The following is a 17017-nucleotide window of genomic DNA, read 5'->3' as shown; positions in this document are numbered from 1 at the left end:
CTCCACCCGCGGCACGGCCGCGAGCAATTCCTGCGTGTATTCGTGTTGCGGCGAGAGGTTCTCTACGCCGACAGCGCCTCATCCGTGGGAAAGCGCAGGGGCGGCACCGGAACATCGAGGTTGGCCCCGCCTCGATAGCGGGCACCGATGTGGTTCTCGGGGAGCCGCGGCCCTCGGCCGAACAACCGCTCGCGCAGCGTCGACCGCTCCCCGCCTTCCGACAGACGACCGCGACGCCGCAACTCGGGCACGACGAGTTCAGCGAAGTCGCGGGCCGTATCGAAGGAGTGATACTGCCGCAGGTTGATGCCGTCGACCCCGTCCTCGTCGAGCCAGCGTTCGATCTCGTCGGCGACGACCGCGGGAGTTCCGGCAACGAAGTACCGCTCCTGCCGGCCGGCGCGCAAGCCGTCGAGCACCTCGCCCACCGTCTTGTGCAAGGGAAGGAAGGGCACCCGCCCGAGTTCCTTGCCCGAGCGGCGGATCGCCTCGGCGACCGTGATGTCGCGAGGGGCGGCCGTGATGTCGACCGGCAGGCTCGAGTGGGCGAGGATGCCGTCCAAGCTCGCGTGCTCCCGGTAGAGACGCCACTTGTCGGCGGCCTCCTCCTCGGTGCGACCGACGATCACCCCGGCCTGCACGATGAACTTGATGTCATCGCGGCCGCGGCCATTGCGCTCGGCCGCCGCGGTCATTCCTGCCACGTTGTCGCGGAAGTCCTGAGCCGTTCGGCCTCCCGTGAACACGAGCTCCGCATGCCGCCCGGCGAACTCGGTGCCGGCCGGTGATCCGGTCGCTTGGAACAGCACGGGCGTGCGCTGCGGCGACGGATGCACGATGTGCGGCCCTGCGACCCGGTGCGTCTGCCCGACGTGGTTGATGTAGCGCACTTTCGATGGATCGGTCGCAATGCGTCGCTCGCGGTCGTAGATCACCGCGTCGTCGTCCCACGATCCCTCCCACAGCTTGTAGAGGACATCGAGGTACTCATCGGCCAGCTCGTACCTGCGGTCGTGCGGAATCTCAGCGTCCAGGCCGAAGTTGCGCGCCGCGTTCGGCAGGTACGACGTCACGATGTTCCAGCCGAAGCGGCCTTTCGTGAGGTGGTCGAGGGTGGATGCCCGACGCGCGAACGCGAACGGCGGTTCATAGGTCGTCGAAAAGGTCGCACCGAAGCCGAGCCGCTTGGTCACGGCGGCCATGGCGGGGATCACGAGCAACGGATCGATGTTGGGCGACTGCAGGCCCTCGCGAAGCGCGGTCTCAGGTCCGTCGCGGAAGACGTCGTACGCGCCGATCACGTCGGCCAGGAAGACCGCGTCGAAGCCGCCGTGCTCGAGGATCTCTGCGAGCTCGGTCCAGTATTCCAACTCGTCGAAGCGGTGCCGGTTGTTGCCGGGCAGGGGCCACAACCCGTGGGTGATGTGGCTGATGCACGCCATCTCGAACAGGTTGAGGATGAGTTGCTTCTTCTCGGTCATGCGGAGGCCTCCTCGGCCGCTTTGCAGGGAGTGGTGTGAGTGATGAACGGAGCGCTCATGCGCCGATCGCAACGGGCTCGGCGGGTGCGGTTGCTCCGGCATCCGCCGCCCGGGTGCCGAACGCGCCCCGGTATTTGGCGGCGGGATGCCGTCCGTTCAGCCGCGGCTCGCCGAACAGGTGCTCCCGCAGGGTCGAACCGGGGCCGTAGTCGCTCTGGGCGAGCCCGCGTTCCCGCAGAACGGGAAGCACCTTGTCGGCGAATTCCTCGAACGAGCCGGGAATGACCCAGTTGATCACGTTGATGCCGTCGACCCCGGCCGCCTGCCACTCCTCGAGGGCGTCGGCGATCTGCTCCGGCGTCCCGACGACCCGGGTCGAACGCGAGATGAGCAAGGCGATGTCGGCGACGATCGGCTCCCGATCGGTGATGGCCTTGGAGACCCACTCGCCGAATCCCTTGGCCGTGTTGGTGTCGACCTCGCGAAGCGGTGTCTGCGGGTCGTACACCCGGCCGTCCTGATCGACGAGCGCAGAGTGGGCGAGGTAGCCCTCGATGCTGATGTACTGCTCGTACTCGGCGGCTTTGGCCTGCGCCTCCGCCTCGGTGTCGCCGATCACGAACGAGAGGCCCTGGAAGAACTTGATGTCGTCCGGTCGACGCCCGAACTCTGCCGCGCGTGCGCGCGTCTGCGCGATCTGCTGACGGGCCAGCTCCGGGTTCGGCGAGATGAGGAACACCGCCTCGGCATTGCGTGCGGCGAAGTCGCGACCCGATGCGGAGGAGCCGGCCTGGTAGAGCACAGGCGTGCGCTGTGGCGACGGCGACGGCAGGTGCGGACCCTGCACCGAGTAGCGCTGCGACTCGTGGTTGATCTTGTGGATCTTCGTCGCGTCGCTGAAGACCCCCTTCTCGCGATCCTTCAGCAGCGCGCCCTCATCCCACGAGCCCTCCCACAGCTCGTAGGCGACGTCGACGTACTCCTCGGCCCACGCGTACCGCTCGGTGTGGTCGGTGAGCTTCGGAAACCCGAAGTTGCGGGCGCCATTGTCCTGCAGGCCCGTGACGATGTTCCACGCGATCCGGCCGCGCGAGATGTGGTCGAGCGTGGAGACCTGGCGAGCGAACTGGTACGGGTGGGACTGGGCCACGTTCGACGTGAGCGCCAGGCCGATCTTCTCGGTGTGCACGGCGAGCGCCGCGACCAACGGGATGGGGTCGTTCGAGGGAATCTGCAGCCCCTCGCGGATGTAGACCTCGAAGTCGGCATCGGCGTCGCCGTAGACACCGGTGACGTCGGCGAAGAACAGCGCGTCGAACTTCGCCGCCTCGAGCTTCTTGGCAAGGTCGATCCAGAGCCGCACGTCGTTGAAGTCGACCTGGCCGGCATCAGGGCGCCGCCATTGGCCATGGTGGATGTGGGAGTTCGTGTTCATCACGAACGCGTTGAAATGCAGGGGCGTGGTCATGGTTCAACTCCGCGGTGCGAATTCGGGGATGGATGCGATCAGCGATCTCGTGTACTCGTGCTTCGGGTGATTGAAGATCTGATCGGGCGTACCGACCTCGACAACCCGACCGTCTTTCATCACCTGCACCCGGTGGCTGAGGTGCGCGATCACACCGAGATCATGGGAGATGAAGAGGTAACTGAGGCCGTGCCGACGCTGCAGCGCGACCAACAGGTCGAGGATCTGCGCCTGGATCGTCACATCCAGCGCCGAGACCGCCTCGTCGAGCACGATGATGTCGGGAGCCTCGGCGAGTGCCCGTGCGATCGCGACCCGCTGGCGCTGGCCGCCCGACAGCCGAAGCGGGAACCGCTGCAGAACGGCATCCGTCAGACCCACCTGTCCGAGCAGCTCGGAGACGCGGACGCGACGAGCGGACGCCGTGCCGAAGGTCGCTCGCGACAGCGCATCTGTCAGGATGCGCTCGACGTTCCAGCGCGGATCGAAGCTCGAGAGCGGGTCTTGGGAGACGACGGAGATCCGTGAGCGCAGGGGTCGTCGACCGGCTTCTGACAGGGTCGACCAGGGGCTGCCGAGCAACTCGACCGTGCCGGCATCCGCCGTCTCGAGCGCCAGTGCGATGCGACCGGTGGTGCTCTTCCCCGACCCCGACTCGCCGACGATTCCGAGGGTCTCGCCGCGGTGCAGCCGGAACGAGACGTCGTCGACCGCAGTGGTCACGGCACCGTCGGGAGTGCGGAAGCGCTTGGCCAATCCCCTCCCCTCGAGCACGACCTGGTCGAGCACCGCCGGTTGCGCCGGAGCGGCCGCCAGCAGTGCCGCGCCCGCCGGGCTGAGCGCCCGTCCACGGGTGTCGCCGCTCGGTACCGCCGCGATCAGCGCCCGCGTGTAGTCCTCTTCCGGCTCACGCAGCAGCTCGCTGGCGGGGCCCTGCTCGACGACGCGACCGCCCTGCATCACGAGGATGTGGTCGGCGAGCTGCGCGACGACCGACAGGTCGTGGCTGATCAGGATGATGGAGGCGCCGCGCCGCTTGGACTGCTCCAGCAGCGCGAGAACCTGCGCCTGCACGGTCACGTCGAGCGCGGTGGTGGGCTCGTCGGCGATGATCACGTCGGGGTCGAGCGCGAGGGCCGAGGCGATCAGGGCACGCTGACGCAGGCCGCCCGAGAGCTGGTCGGGTCTGCGCCGGGCGCGCTGCTCCGGCTCCGGAACGCCGACCGATTCCAACAGCTCCAGAACCTTCTTCTGCCGGGAGACGCGATCCCCCCAGCCGTGCAGCTTCAGGCTCTCGGCGATCTCGACGCCGACAGGACGCAGAGGGTCGAGGGAGACGAGCGCATCCTGAAGGATGAAACCGACCTGCTTGCCGCGCACGCCCCGCCACTGCCGATCGGAGAGCCGGCGCACGTCTCGGCCGTGAAGCGTGAGCTCGTCCGCCGTGACCTGCGAGCCTCGGCCGGCCAGGCCGACGATCGTGCGTGCCGTGACGGACTTGCCCGATCCCGATTCGCCGACGATCGCGACGCACTGGCCGGGTTCGAGGTCGAACGAGACACCCTCGACGATGGAGCGCACCCCTGACCCGGTCTCGAAGCCGACCGAGAGACCCCGCACCGACAGGCGCGGCCGGAAGCCCGGCAGGTCGTCGATGCCGGCCGCCAGATCGGTGGCATCCGTTTCGAGAACGGTCATGACTTCTCCCCCTTCTCCAGGAACGACTGCAGATTTCGGCCGAGGGTCGTCGTCGTCAACGCGAGCAGAACGATCACGAGGCCCGGAATCACCGTGAGCCAGCCGGCGACCGTGATGTAGCCGCGGCCGGCGTCGAGGAGGGCACCCCACTCGGGTGCGGGCGGTGCGATACCGAGGCCCAGGAACGAGAGGCTCGAGGCCCACACGATGGACTGTCCGATCGAGAGGGCGAACACCGCCACGAGCGGGCGCAGGGAGTTCGGCAGGATGTGCTGGCGCAGGATGCGACCGCGCGAGTGCCCCAGGGCGACGGCCGCCTCGACGTAGGGCGAATCCTTGGCCGAGAGGATCTGGCCGCGCACCATGCGCGCATAGCCGGGAGCGGTGCCGATTCCGACGGCGAGCACCTCCGTGATGGCCGAGGGCCCGAGTACGGCGATCAGCAGCAACGAAAGCAACAGGGCGGGGAAGGCGAAGGACACCTCGAGCAGCCAGCCCACAGTGGCCGATGTCACCCGGTTGCCGAGCGCGGCGAGCGAGCCCAGCAGTACGGCGAAGGTGAGGCTGACGGCCGCAGCGCCGACGCCGATCCCCAGTGATGTGGCCGTGCCGTAGATGACGCGCGAGTAGAGGTCGCGGCCCGACTCGTCGGTTCCGAACCAGTGCACCGACGAAGGCGGCTGCAGGGTGTGGGCCAGATCCATCGCGTACGGACCATGGGTGGCCAATAGTGCGGGCCACGCGGCCGCGAGCAGGAACAACGCGGTCAAGGCCGACGCCGCGTAGAGATCCCACGGCTGCCTGCGTAGGCGAGCCGACGCCCTCAGCCGGGTTACGGCAGGCGCGACAGTGGCGGTCATGAGGTTCTCCTCAATCGGGGGTCGATGATCGCGTAGGCGACGTCGACGAGAAGGTTCGCCAGCACGTAGAAGGCGGCGATCAACATGACGATCCCGATGACGACCGGCATGTCCTGGCTGCTCACCGCAGACACGAGCACCTGACCGATGCCCGGACGAGCGAAGACGGACTCCACGACGACCGCACCGGAGAGGGTTGCGCCCAGCGCCCAGCCCGACAGCGTCACGGCGGGAAGCACTGCGTGCCGTAGCACGTGGCGCAGACGGATGCCGAGGTCGCTCATGCCCCGCATGCGCGCGGTCAGCACGAAGGGCGAGTCGAGTGCACGCTCGAACTCCGTCCGTGTGGCCTGCCCGAGGAAGCCCGCGAGAGGGATCGCCAAGGTCAAAGCGGGAAGCACGATTCCCACCGGCCCGCTACCGCCGATCACGGGGAACCAGCCGAGCGACAGGGCGAACACCAGCAGCAGGATGATGGCGAGCCAGTAGTGCGGAAGGCCTGCAGCCACCGTGTCGAAGAAGCCGCCTACGGCCGTGGCCACGGGCCCGCGCCCGGCCGTGAGCAGCACCCAGACCACCATGATGAGCCAGGCGAAGACGATGGCCGTGAGGGCGAGCACGATCGTGGAACCGAGCTGATCGGCGATGATGGCGATCACCGGTCGATGCTGCTGATAGGAGGTGCCGAGGTCGCCGACCAGGAGCCCCTTGAGATAGTTCAGGTACTGCACGAACAGCGGATCGTGCAGGTGGTACTCGGCGTTGATCGGCGCGAGTTCGGCCGGGGTGCGCGGTTCGGCGTTGCCGACGCGGATGTTGTAGATCACGGTCGCCCGGTCGCCGGGGATGGACGTCTGCGCGAAGAAGGCGGTCGTCGCCGCGCCGAGCAGAACGAACACGGCGGCCACGACCTTTCCGGCGACCAGCTTCAGCGTGGACCAGCCCCGCTGGGGCGCACCGGCCGCGAATGCCTCGGCCCCGGAGCGGCCGGGCCCCGAGTCGTTCGGGGCGCCGGCGGCTTCCGTCTCAGTGAACGAAGTAAGCGTCATAGAACGTCGGCCCTCCCTGTGCGTGCTCCTGCCAGACGCCCTTGAGCTTCGGCGAGACGGCCAGCGTGGAGAGCCGGTCGTAGACGCCGATCGCCAGGGCGTGCTCCGCGATGTAGTCCTGCGCCTTCTCGTAGAGGGCGTTCTGCTTGTCGACGTCGGGCTCGGAGTTGGCCTGCAGGATGATGGCCTGCAGCTCGGGGTAGTCGGTGAACGACGCGTTCGATCCGTTCGGGTTGCCACCCGATCCCGCACCCCAGTTGATCTGAAGGATGCCGCTCGTGACGGCGGTCCAGTAGCCGGGGTAGATGTCGCGCTGGTCGGGCTTGCTGTAGGCGCCAGCGAAGGCCTCGGCCTGGGGAACCGGGATGAGGTCGACCTTGAAGCCGGACTTCTTGGCCTGCTCCTGCACTCCCTGCAGGATGGATGCCCCGTCGGCGTTGATGATGGAGCCGGTGTTGTAGGGCAGCTTCACCTCGAGGGTCGTGCCATCCTTCGAGCGGTAGCCGTCGGCATCCTTCTGCGTCCAGCCGGCCGCATCGAGCAGCTTCGCGGCCTTGCCGAGGTCTTGCTTGTACCAGTCCGCGGCCTTCTTGCTGTAGCCGGGAGTCGTCTGGCTCACGCCGCCATTTCCCTCGTAGGGGATGACACCATGACCGATGGACTCGACGATCTGCTTGCGATCGAGTGCGTACGCGAACGCCTGCCGCACCTTCTCATCGGTGAAGATGCCCTGTGCGGTGTTGAAGGTGAGCACCTGCGGGCGGCCGGGGGTCACATACTTCTCGACCTGGAAGCCCGCCTGCTTGGTGCTGTCGAACTGCACTGCCGGCACGTCGTAGATCGCGTTCAGTTCGCCGCTCTTGAGGGCGGCGACGCGGGTGGTCGGGTCGGCGATGAACTTCCAGTCCACCTCATCGACGTAGGCCTTGCCCTTGTGCTTGGCGTTGGCCGGAGGGCTCGTGTAGTTCTCGTTGCGCTTGAGCACGATCTCCTGGCCGCGGTTCCAGTGATCGACCGTGAACGCACCGGAGCCGATGGGAGCCTCGCAGTTCTGCTCCTTGGTGCGCTCCTTCAACGCCTTCTCCGACTGGATGCCGAAGTAACCCTGCGTCAGGTTGTCGGCCAGGCGCGGGTAGGGCTTCGAGAGATCCACCTGCACCGTCGAGGCGTCGACGGCTTTGGCGCCCGCGTAGTAGCCGTTGAGCCAGGCTTTCGCGGTTCCGTTCCCGCCCTGGTTCACCCAGTAGTCGAAGTTGTAGGCGACCGCCTCGGCGTCGACGTCGGACCCGTCGGTGAACTTCACGCCGGGCTTCAGCGCGAATGTCCAGTGCAAGCCGTCGTCGGAGACCGACCATTTGTCGGCCAGCCACGGCACCACCTGGTGGTTCTCATCGAGCGAGACAAGGCTATCGAGCACGTTGTAGCTGAGGTAGGCCTGCTCGATCCAACCGCCGAACACGCACGCAGGCTCCTGCTGGTGGCCGTAGACGATTGTGCCGCCCTTGACGCGCTGGGCTGAGACGTCGGCCGAGGCGTTCTTCGCCGTGTCTGCGCCGCAGGCTGTGAGGGCGAGCGTCGCGGCGAGCGCTGTGGCGGTCAGGCCGATCAGTGTGGTCTTTCTGGCGATCATGCGGGAGGGTCCTTCATCAGGGCGGGCGAAAGTTGAGGTTTCGGACACGTTAAGGAGCCACGCGGGTGATGCGCGAGCGACTGTGACGCACGGTTGCGGATTGTTCACGTGACGTCACACTGGTGGCGCCCGTGACCGAACTGTGCTGCTCGATCTCCGGGCAGCATCCGCCCGGGCGACACGCGGAACGAGACGCGCTCTAGGCTGGAGGAGACCGGAGGGAGTGCGATGACGGGTCGCGACGAGATCCAGTGCTGGCTGACCGACATGGACGGCGTGCTCGTGCACGAGAACCACCCGCTGCCGGGGGCCGCCGAGCTGCTGCAGCAGTGGCAGGATGCCGGCGCTCCCTACCTCGTGCTCACCAACAACTCGATCTTCACGCCCCGCGACCTGAGCGCCCGACTGCGCGCCTCGGGCCTGCACGTTCCCGAGGACCGCATCTGGACGAGCGCCCTGGCGACCGCCGACTTCTGCGCGTCGCAGATCCCGGGCGGATCGGCATTCGTCATCGGCGAGGCCGGCATCACCACCGCCCTGCACGAGGCCGGCTTCATCATGACCGAGACCGACCCCGACTACGTCGTCGTCGGCGAGACCCGCAACTACTCCTTCGAGGCGATCACGAAGGCCATCCGGCTCATCGACAAGGGTGCGCGCTTCATCGTGACGAATCCGGATGCCACAGGCCCGAGCGCCGACGGCCCCCTTCCCGCCACGGGCGCCATCGCCGCCCTCATCACCAAGGCGACGGGCAAGGACCCGTACGTGGTCGGCAAGCCGAACCCCATGATGTTCCGTTCGGCCATGAACCGGATCGGCGCCCACAGCGAGAACACGGCCATGATCGGCGACCGCATGGACACCGACATCGTTGCCGGCATCGAGGCGGGGCTGCACACCATCCTCGTGCTCACCGGCATCAGCGACCAGACCGAGATCGAGCGCTACCCGTTCCGGCCCGACGAGATCCTCTCAGGAGTGCACGAGCTGCTGGCCGCCGAGCCCGTCGAGAGCGAGTTGTGAGCCGGGTCGTCATCGCCGGCCCCGCATCCTGGAACCGTATCGTCTACCTGGATGCGCTGCCCGAGCCGCGCCCGCACATGCAGTTCGCCGAGGAGTACTACGACACGGTGGGCGGCACCTCGGCCGGCAAGGCGCTGCACCTCGCGAGCCTCGGCCACGACGTGCACCTGCACACGATGCTCGGCGACGATGACGACGGACGCAGGGTGGGGTCGCTGCTCGCGGATGCGGGCATCGACCTGCACGCCATCCCCGCCGACATCACCGAACGGCACCTCAACCTCATGACCCGCGCCGGCGAGCGCGTCTCGCTCTACCTCGAGACACCGCATCCGGTGACAAGCACTGCGGCGCCGGACTTCGCGACGGCGGATGCGGTCGTGCTCGATTTGGGCGCCGTCTCGGCCGGGCTGCTCGACACCGCAGCGGCCTCGGGCACGCCCGTATGGGTCGACCTGCACGACTACGACGGCGTCTCGGCCTATCACGACCCCTTCATCGGCGTGGCCGACGCCGTCTTCATGAGTGACGGCGGCCTCGAAGACCCCCGGCCGCTCATGCTGCGCCTCATCGAGGGCGGTGCGTCCCTCGTCGTGTGCACCTTGGGTGCCGCGGGCGCGATCGCCTGCGATGCGGACGGCACGTTCCATAGCGCAGCCGCCCTGCCGGTCGAGGTGCGCGACACCAACGGGGCGGGTGATGCCTTCCTGTCCGGGTTCCTCGATGCGCACCTGCGGGCGGCGCCGCTCACCGAATGCCTTGCCGCGGGAGCCCGCCAGGCGCGTACCGCGCTCACGACCCGGCATCTGCATCCGGCGCTGGACGACGCCCTCGGCGCGTAGTCCGCCTGCGCCCGTCGGCTCTGGCGCCGCGACTCAGCGGATGGCGCCGCCCAGCGCGTCGATGATGCGGTGGTAGGCCGCAACCGACCCATCCGGTGTTATCGCACGGAAGACGACCTCGTCGACCGCCGACCGATAGTCACCGAGCCGCTCGGCGAGCGCTTCTGGCGTCGTGCCGGTGATCGTCGTCATCTCGGCACGGATGCCGAGGCGCTCGAGGTTCGCCCGGTAATTGGGATAGGAACCGTAGCGCGCCGCCTCTTCAGCGAGCACCGGCGCGGCATCCGCGTCCACGATGCCGCGGGCATACAGCACGGTGCGCGGTCTCGGCCGACCCGCCTGTGCAGCGGTGGCTCGCAATTGCGCGGCCGCCTCGGCCGCCGCGTGGGGCGTGAGCCAGCTGAGCAGCGCGCCGGAAGCCTCAGTGGCGGCGAGCGCCCGCATCTTGGGGCCGAGCGCGCCGAGGATGACGGGCGAGGGCCCGTGCGCGTTCAGCTCGTGGAGCCCGGCCTTCACGAGGTGCAACGCGCGACGCGCGGCCCCAGAGCCCACACCGAGAAGGATGCGGTCAACAGGGAGTGCGAGTTCGTCCACACGGGCGATGATGCGCTCGGCCGGGGTGCGATCGAGGGCGATGACGCCGGTGGCCAGCTGCAGGGTGCTGGTGACCCCCGCGGCCGCCGCGAGGCCCGCGAGAGCCTCACCGCCGGGTGTGTCGTTGAGCCACAGCGCGTGCAGTCCGGCGGCCTCGGCGGCCGAGGCCAGCTCCCGCACGAGGGAGTGCTCAAGAGTCCCCGCGAGGCCGATCGAGACGACGGCGCTCATGAGAGCACCGGAAGCGCGCGGCGAGGAGGGGTCATGCTCCCAGCCTAAAGCGGCAGTCCGTTTCGAAAGCGGTCACTTCAGGGGCGTAAGGAGAACCGAGGGCTTTCTCTCAGTCGAGCGCCGCGACGGCGGCGAGGACCGCGTCCCAGAAGCGCGGAACCTCCAGCGCGAGGGCGACGCGTGCGTTGGGCTCGCGGCCGAGCATGCCGTCGAGGTCGACGCTGGTTGCTCCGGAGGTCTCGGTGCCGGCGACCTCGATGTCGAGCCGGGTGTGCACGAGAGTGACCGCATCCGGGTCGGTGAGCACGGCGACCGCGACGGGATCGTGCAGGGGGCCGTCGGGCATGCCGAACACCGCGTCGTTCGTGGCGCAGAAGTAGTCGAGCAGCTCCGTGCCGAACGCGGAGGTTCTGTTGCCGACGGCAGCGAGCCGCCGACGCACGTCAGCGCTCACCAGGGCCGTGTGTGTCACGTTCAGGCCGACCATCGTGAAGGGCACGCCGCTGCGCACCACGAGGTCGGCTGCTTCGGGGTCGACCCAGGCATTGAACTCGGCTGCCGGGGTCACGTTGCCGCGCTCGGTCGACCCGCCCATCCAGACGACCTCGCGGATGCGATCGGCCAGTTCAGGGCGCTCCCGCAGAAGGGCGGCCACATTCGTCAGCGGACCCGTCGCGACGATGGCTACCGGCTCAGCCGAAGCACGCAGCACGTCGCTCATGAGCGTGAGCGCGTCGCGGGTCTCGAGCGGCACCGTTGGTTCGGGCAGCCGCGGTCCACCGAGCCCGTTCTCGCCGTGGATCCAGTCGGCCGTCGCGAGCGGCTTCACGAGCGGACGGTCGGCACCCGCTGCCACAGGAACATCGTGCACCCCGGCGACGGTGAGCGCGATGCGCGCGTTGCGCTGGGTGTGCTCGAGCAGGCCGTTGCCCGCGACCGCGGTGACGGCGCGCAGGTCGACCGCCGGAGACGCGGCGGCCAGCCAGATGGCGAAGACGTCGTCGTGCCCGGGATCGCAGTCCAGGATGAGGGGGATGCTCATCCCGCGGGTGCGGGTGCGGGACCGGGCCCGGCGACGCTCGCCGTGAGCGGTTCGCCGCCTGCCCGGTTGGCGAAGCAGTAGTAGTAGCGCTTCGTCGTCTTCCACTGTTCCTCGGTGACCGGGAAGCTGCCCTGCAGCTGCAGGTCGGTGAACGGAGCCGCAGCGGCGAGGTCGACGACGCCGGGGGCGCTGCAGAGCTGGTTGATCTGCGCGGTGAGCGCATCCTCTCCGGGGAAGGGCGTGGTCGCGTCACCCCCGTAGCTGCCCCGGTACGCCAGCTGGGCCGCGTGCGGCTGGGCGCAGTCCACGACCGTGAAGGTCTCGACCCACGGGGTCGTGAACGGGTCGATGCACTCGCCGCCGCCAAGTTGGTCCCAGGGGTGCTCACCCGCGGCGGCGGGCCCGGTCACCTCGGGTGCCGGGGTGGGGCTGGCAGATGCCGTCGGCGTCGGCGTGGCCTTCGCCGCCGGACCGCCGAACAGCCCGGGCAGGCGGGTACCGAGCACGAACAGTCCGACGAGCACGAGGACGAGGGCGACGGCGGCGGCCGACCAGATGAGCACGCGGTTGGTGCGCGGGCGGTCGCCACCGCCGCCGGGCCCGCTTCCTGTGGGGCCGGTGGGGCCGCCGCCGCCCGCAGCCGCGAGGGGCGCGGCAACGGATGCCGGGGGCTGAGCGCCCGGGGCGAGCGGCGCTGGGGGCGTGAGCGGGCCGGCCGGCGCAGGGGTGAACGTGGCCGGAGGGCTGGGGAGGGCCGCCGCGGGCGGGATGAAGGGCGCTGGAGTGTCGTCGAAGCCCGGCATCGCGGGTCGGGCAGCCACGGTGTCGACCCACGGCTCCGGCGCCCCGCTGGGAAACGGATCGCGATCGTGCGCGGAGGCCGCAGCGGCCGGTTGTGTGGTCTCCGCCTCGGCGTTCTCCGTATCGGGGCCTGACAGAGTGGCCCCAGCGTCGTCGTGCAGCTCACCGAACAGCGAGCCGAACGCATCGACATCATCACCTTCGGCCTGCGGTTCGGCGTCCGGAGCGGGCAGGTCGGCCATCGGCAGCGTCGGGGCGATCAGCGGCGCGGGCAACGGGTCGAAGATCGTCGGGCCGGGGCCGGTCAGCTGCTCCTCGAGGGGCGCCGCCGGTGGGAAGAACGCCGGCGGGGGCGTGAATGGTGCGCCGTACGCGGGGGCAGCGGGGGCAGCGGGCGGGATGCTCGCGGCAGCGTCACCGGCCGAAGGCGCTTCGGATGCGGCAGGCGCCTCCGCCTCATCGTCGGGAGCAGTCGCGTCGAACGTGTCCGAGGCGATCGGATCGGACACCGGCCGAGCCTCGTGCGAGTCGGCCGCAGCTGAGCCACCGGAGGCATCCGAGTCAGCGTCACCGCCCACGTCGCCGCGGGCACTGGTCTCACCGGCTGCCGCATCCGTGAACTTGGCCGGATCATCACCGGGGCGCAGGCCCCACACGAAACCACCGGATGCGGCACCGGCGTCGGAGTCCTCGGCGACTGCGGACGGCGGGACGGGCGCTCCCAGAACGGGTTCCGCCGTGCCTGATTCCGCCCTGCCCGATTCCGCCGTACCCGCCTCCCGGGAGTCCACCTGCGCGTCATCGGCTTCGCCGGAGTCGTCGAGGTCCGCGAACAGAGACCACGAATCCGGTTGCTCGGGGTCTCGACCGGCCTCGGATGCCGGCGCTGGAAGGGTCTCAGGAGCCTGGGCGGCCTCCGCGGGCAGGGGTTCAGCTCGCGCCGGCTCCGAGGCGGCGGGGGTGGGCGCTGTCGGCGCCGCGGATGGCGGAACCGCAGGCAGGGGCGCCTGCGGAGGCTCGCCTGCCTCGAAGCTCGGAGGCGTGAACGTCGCCGGCGCGCCAGGGGCGGGCGGCGACACCGGGCCAGCCGGCGCAGGAGCCGCCCATCCGGGAATGACGAGGGGCACGTCGTCGGCCTCTGCCGCCTCTGCCTCCGGATCTGCCTCCTTCGGCCGATGGGCGTCCTGTTCGGCGGGTGTGTCGGCGCGCGCTGCGCGTCGGCCGCCCGAGAGTTGGGAGAGCAGCCAGTCCGCCCCGCCGACCTCGGGTTGCTCCCCGTCGCGGTTCTCAGGCATCGCGCAATCCCAGGTCGTCCAACCCGATGGCGTACAGGTACGGAACGCCCTCGGCCTCGATGACCTCACGTGCTCCGGTGTCGCGGTCGACGACGACGGCGACCGCGACGACCTCGGCGCCGATCGCCCGCAGCGCGGCGATCGCCTTCAGCGGTGAACCGCCCGTGGTCGAGGTGTCTTCGAGCACGATGACGCGCTTTCCGGCCAGGTCCGGTCCCTCGACCTGCTTGCCGCGACCGTGGTCCTTGGGCTCCTTGCGCACGACGAAGGCGTCGTAGCGCAGGCCCTGGGCTGCGCCCTGGTGCAGGATCGCTGCGGCCACGGGGTCGGCGCCCATCGTCATGCCGCCCACCGCCGCGACATCCGGGATGCCGGCGATGGTCTCGATCATGACCTTTCCGATGAGGGGTGCCACGCGGTGGTCGAGACTCACCTTGCGCAGGTCGACGTAGTAGGTGGCCTTCTTGCCGCTCGTGAGCGTGAAGTCGCCGTGGAAGACGGCTTCGGCCGAGATGTAGTCGATGAGCTGGGCTCGCATGTCTGCGCTGGCCTGGGAGTCGGTCACGGCACAACTCTATTAGGAGTGGCTTGGGATGATAGCGGGTAGAGGTGTCGACGAGAAGGGGAGTCGTGGTGAAGGTCGTCTCGTTCATCGTCGCGGCGGTGCTGGCCCGGCTGGCGAGTTCGGGTGGCGCGGTCGTCTTCCCCATCCTCGCTTTCCGGCAGGTTCACGACGTGTCCGTCGGCGCCATCCTCGTGGCCGCCGCCCTCGCACCGAGCGTGGTGATCTCACCGCTCGTGGGCGCCGTGCTCGACTCGACACGACACCCCCGCACCCTGATGGTGCTCGCGGGCCTCGTCTCTGCCGCCGGATACGCGGCCGGCGCGCTGCTCGGGTCGGCGCCCCTGGCCCTGGTCGTGCTCGCGCTCGTCGCGGCCGGCTGCGCGACCCCCTTCGTCATGGGCGGCCTCTCGAGCTTCGTGACCGGCCTGATTCCGAACGAGCGCACGGCGTACGCGAGCGACACCCTCGCGTACAGCATCGCCGGAGTCGGCGGCCCTGCCCTCACCGCTCTCGTCATCGCCATCGCCTCACCGCGGTGGGCGGCGCTCACGCTCGCCTGCTGCTCGCTGGCGGGCGCCATCGTGATGCTGGGCTTGCGCCTGCCTCCGCACGCTCATGGCGCTCAGGATGCGAAGGTGCTGCGACGCATGACCGACGGCCTGGCCTATCTGGTGCGCCGCCGCCCGCTGCTGCTCGTGACGGCTTCCAGCACCCTGACGCAGATCGGCGCCGGTGCATTCCCGATCGCGGCCGTCGCGCTCTCGGTGCAGCGCTGGCATCACCCCGACGCGGGCGCGTGGATCGTCACCGCATTCTCGGTGGGAACGCTCGTGAGCGCCGTGATCGTGGCCGTTCGCCCTGTTCGCCGCATCCCCGCTTCGGTGGTGATGGCCGGCGGGTTCGCACTCACCGGCATCCTGACCGTGCTGAGCGCGCTCGACATCTCGCTCGCCTGGACTCTGGTGGTCGTCGCCGCGTCGGGTGTCTTCTCCGCTCCGAGCATCGCCGCACTGTTCGAACTGCGCACGAGCAACAGCATTCCGGCGGTGCGCGCGCAGGTCTTCACCGTGGGTGCCGGACTGCGCTCGGCCGCCGCCGCTGCGGGAGCCGCCCTCATCGCGCCGCTGGTCGGACTCGACGGCTTCGTGCTGCTCGGCCTCGTCGGGCTCGCATGGGTCGTCTCAGCGGCCCTGATGCTGCCCTACCGGGCGGCGGCGGCTGCCGTCAGTCGTGAACCGAGCGTCGCCTGAGGCGATCGGCCTCAGAAGATGCGAACGTACTTGCGCACCGGCTGACGGCCGTAGCCGTCGCGTACGACGAGTGCCAGGGTGCCGGCGATGGAGCCGACCGCGATGACGGCGAGGGTGGTCATGAGCGCGACCATTATGGTGCTGCCTTTCGATACGGGCCGATGCCGAGCAAGCGGAGCCCCGTTGCTTCAACCCGACCTTTCATTCTCGCAGAGTCTGCCGAGAGGATGCTGAGCACGGGCAGTCGCGGCGTCCCATGCCCGACCACGCCGGGGCGGATGTTCGCGGCCGATCGCGAGAAGGCCGGTGGCACCTCGCACGTAGACTGCGTGCGTGAGCGACAGCATCCTCCTCGACGTCACCGACGGGCTCGCCCGCATCACGTTCAACCGGCCGGAACGACTGAACGCCGTCAACCCGGATGCCGCCCGGCGGTGGCGGGAGATCGCGGTCACCGTCGCCGAGAGCGACGACGTCGCAGCGGTGCTGCTCGATGCTGAAGGCCGGGCCTTCTGCGCCGGCGGCGACGTGCTCGAGATGGGAGCGCTGCGTGACGCGGCCGTCATCGAGCAGCTCGCCGACAGCATCCACGACGGCCATCGCATCCTGCGCGAGAGCACGAAGCCGATCGTGGCAGCCGTGCAGGGAGCGGTCGCCGGCGGAGGGCTCGGGTTCATGCTCGTTGCCGACGTGATCGTCGCATCGGAGCGCGCCACCTTCGCGAGCAAGTACGCCGACATCGGCCTCACGCCCGACTGCGGCGTGAGCACCCTGCTGCCCGAGGCGGTAGGGATGCGCCGGGCGCTCGAACTCACCCTGACGCCGCGCACGCTCACGGCCGCCGAGGCGCTGGACTGGGGCCTCGTGACCGAGATCGCCGCTCCGGATGCGACGGCACGGCGGGCGCGGGAGATCGCGCAGGCGTGGCTGGCCGGTGCCTCGGATGCATTCGGCCAGGCCAAGCGACTCCTGCACGCCGCTCAGGCACGCCCGTTCCAGGCCTCGCTCGACGACGAGGCCGCCACCATCGCGGCAGCCTTCACCGGCGCCGACGCGCAGGCCCGCATCGCGGCCTTCGCCGCCCGCTCGCGCCGCTGAGCCGCTCGCGGATCCGGCGAGAGCGGCCTTCGACAGGACAGTTCAGGACCAGGACCCGACCGCAAGGCGGGGTTCCGAAGGGGAGGG

At 69.5% G+C, this 17017-nt stretch carries 14 protein-coding genes; 4 read left to right on the top strand and 10 right to left on the bottom strand.

The window, feature by feature from the left end:
- Positions 1 to 62: 62 nt before the first annotated feature.
- Genes WDJ51_RS00860 through WDJ51_RS00835 form a run of 6 tightly spaced genes read right to left on the bottom strand, consistent with a single transcriptional unit; the run spans position 63 to position 8186 of the window.
- Positions 63 to 1481 carry an NtaA/DmoA family FMN-dependent monooxygenase gene (locus WDJ51_RS00860; RefSeq protein ID WP_337850526.1) on the bottom strand — a complete coding sequence of 473 codons (1419 nt, stop codon included), beginning with the start codon at positions 1479 to 1481 and terminating at the stop codon, positions 63 to 65.
- A gap of 55 nt (positions 1482 to 1536) precedes the next feature.
- On the bottom strand, positions 1537 to 2949 hold the full coding sequence (locus tag WDJ51_RS00855) for an NtaA/DmoA family FMN-dependent monooxygenase (protein WP_337850525.1): 1413 nt from the start codon (positions 2947 to 2949) through the stop codon (positions 1537 to 1539).
- Between the two features lie 3 nt (positions 2950 to 2952).
- A complete protein-coding gene (locus WDJ51_RS00850) occupies positions 2953 to 4647 on the bottom strand; it encodes an ABC transporter ATP-binding protein (RefSeq protein WP_337850524.1) in 1695 nt (564 codons plus the stop codon).
- Positions 4644 to 5507 carry an ABC transporter permease gene (locus WDJ51_RS00845; RefSeq protein ID WP_337850523.1) on the bottom strand — a complete coding sequence of 288 codons (864 nt, stop codon included), beginning with the start codon at positions 5505 to 5507 and terminating at the stop codon, positions 4644 to 4646. The genes WDJ51_RS00850 and WDJ51_RS00845 overlap by 4 nt, the downstream gene beginning before the upstream one ends.
- A complete protein-coding gene (locus WDJ51_RS00840) occupies positions 5504 to 6556 on the bottom strand; it encodes an ABC transporter permease (protein WP_337850522.1) in 1053 nt (350 codons plus the stop codon). Before WDJ51_RS00840 ends, WDJ51_RS00845 begins: the two co-directional genes overlap by 4 nt.
- The gene (locus tag WDJ51_RS00835; RefSeq protein ID WP_337850521.1) at positions 6534 to 8186 is read right to left on the bottom strand and encodes an ABC transporter substrate-binding protein; all 1653 of its coding nucleotides are present in this window, start codon (positions 8184 to 8186) and stop codon (positions 6534 to 6536) included. The genes WDJ51_RS00840 and WDJ51_RS00835 overlap by 23 nt, the downstream gene beginning before the upstream one ends.
- A 228-nt stretch (positions 8187 to 8414) precedes the next feature.
- Between WDJ51_RS00835 and WDJ51_RS00830 the strand changes: the two genes are divergently transcribed.
- Positions 8415 to 9212: an HAD-IIA family hydrolase gene (locus WDJ51_RS00830; protein WP_337850520.1), complete on the top strand. Its 798-nt coding sequence runs from the start codon at positions 8415 to 8417 to the stop codon at positions 9210 to 9212.
- On the top strand, positions 9209 to 10054 hold the full coding sequence (locus WDJ51_RS00825; RefSeq protein ID WP_337850519.1) for a carbohydrate kinase family protein: 846 nt from the start codon (positions 9209 to 9211) through the stop codon (positions 10052 to 10054). Before WDJ51_RS00830 ends, WDJ51_RS00825 begins: the two co-directional genes overlap by 4 nt.
- Positions 10055 to 10087: 33 nt before the next feature.
- On the opposite strand, the gene WDJ51_RS00820 is transcribed toward WDJ51_RS00825, so the two are convergent.
- The 4 genes from WDJ51_RS00820 to pyrE form a co-directional block, all read right to left on the bottom strand.
- On the bottom strand, positions 10088 to 10879 hold the full coding sequence (locus WDJ51_RS00820) for an LLM class flavin-dependent oxidoreductase (protein WP_337850518.1): 792 nt from the start codon (positions 10877 to 10879) through the stop codon (positions 10088 to 10090).
- Between the two features lie 109 nt (positions 10880 to 10988).
- Positions 10989 to 11921: a nucleoside hydrolase gene (locus WDJ51_RS00815; RefSeq protein WP_337850517.1), complete on the bottom strand. Its 933-nt coding sequence runs from the start codon at positions 11919 to 11921 to the stop codon at positions 10989 to 10991.
- Positions 11918 to 14017 carry a hypothetical protein gene (locus WDJ51_RS00810; protein WP_337850516.1) on the bottom strand — a complete coding sequence of 700 codons (2100 nt, stop codon included), beginning with the start codon at positions 14015 to 14017 and terminating at the stop codon, positions 11918 to 11920. The genes WDJ51_RS00815 and WDJ51_RS00810 overlap by 4 nt, the downstream gene beginning before the upstream one ends.
- Positions 14010 to 14555, bottom strand: a complete 546-nt coding sequence (gene pyrE / locus WDJ51_RS00805) for an orotate phosphoribosyltransferase (RefSeq protein WP_337850538.1) — start codon at positions 14553 to 14555, stop codon at positions 14010 to 14012. The genes WDJ51_RS00810 and pyrE overlap by 8 nt, the downstream gene beginning before the upstream one ends.
- Before the next feature lie 92 nt (positions 14556 to 14647).
- Between pyrE and WDJ51_RS00800 the strand changes: the two genes are divergently transcribed.
- Both WDJ51_RS00800 and WDJ51_RS00795 read left to right on the top strand, forming a co-directional pair.
- Positions 14648 to 15832 carry an MFS transporter gene (locus tag WDJ51_RS00800; protein WP_337850515.1) on the top strand — a complete coding sequence of 395 codons (1185 nt, stop codon included), beginning with the start codon at positions 14648 to 14650 and terminating at the stop codon, positions 15830 to 15832.
- A 333-nt stretch (positions 15833 to 16165) separates the two neighbouring features.
- Positions 16166 to 16930, top strand: coding sequence for an enoyl-CoA hydratase/isomerase family protein (locus WDJ51_RS00795; protein WP_337850514.1), 765 nt, complete (start codon positions 16166 to 16168; stop codon positions 16928 to 16930).
- The last annotated feature ends 87 nt before the right edge of the window (positions 16931 to 17017 follow it).

This window comes from Rathayibacter sp. YIM 133350, from assembly GCF_037404875.1.
Taxonomy (GTDB): Bacteria; Actinomycetota; Actinomycetes; order Actinomycetales; family Microbacteriaceae; genus Orlajensenia.
Note: the sequence above shows the minus strand (reverse complement) of the source record. Positions and strands in the feature narration are given on the sequence as shown.

Coding starts and splice junctions, on each gene's coding strand:
- WDJ51_RS00860 (WP_337850526.1), bottom strand. CDS start 1,481: ATGACCGAGAAGAAGCAACTCATCCTCAACCTGTTCGAGATGGCGTGC.
- WDJ51_RS00855 (WP_337850525.1), bottom strand. CDS start 2,949: ATGACCACGCCCCTGCATTTCAACGCGTTCGTGATGAACACGAACTCC.
- WDJ51_RS00850 (WP_337850524.1), bottom strand. CDS start 4,647: ATGACCGTTCTCGAAACGGATGCCACCGATCTGGCGGCCGGCATCGAC.
- WDJ51_RS00845 (WP_337850523.1), bottom strand. CDS start 5,507: ATGACCGCCACTGTCGCGCCTGCCGTAACCCGGCTGAGGGCGTCGGCT.
- WDJ51_RS00840 (WP_337850522.1), bottom strand. CDS start 6,556: ATGACGCTTACTTCGTTCACTGAGACGGAAGCCGCCGGCGCCCCGAAC.
- WDJ51_RS00835 (WP_337850521.1), bottom strand. CDS start 8,186: ATGATCGCCAGAAAGACCACACTGATCGGCCTGACCGCCACAGCGCTC.
- WDJ51_RS00830 (WP_337850520.1), top strand. CDS start 8,415: ATGACGGGTCGCGACGAGATCCAGTGCTGGCTGACCGACATGGACGGC.
- WDJ51_RS00820 (WP_337850518.1), bottom strand. CDS start 10,879: ATGAGCGCCGTCGTCTCGATCGGCCTCGCGGGGACTCTTGAGCACTCC.
- WDJ51_RS00815 (WP_337850517.1), bottom strand. CDS start 11,921: ATGAGCATCCCCCTCATCCTGGACTGCGATCCCGGGCACGACGACGTC.
- WDJ51_RS00810 (WP_337850516.1), bottom strand. CDS start 14,017: ATGCCTGAGAACCGCGACGGGGAGCAACCCGAGGTCGGCGGGGCGGAC.
- pyrE (WP_337850538.1), bottom strand. CDS start 14,555: ATGCGAGCCCAGCTCATCGACTACATCTCGGCCGAAGCCGTCTTCCAC.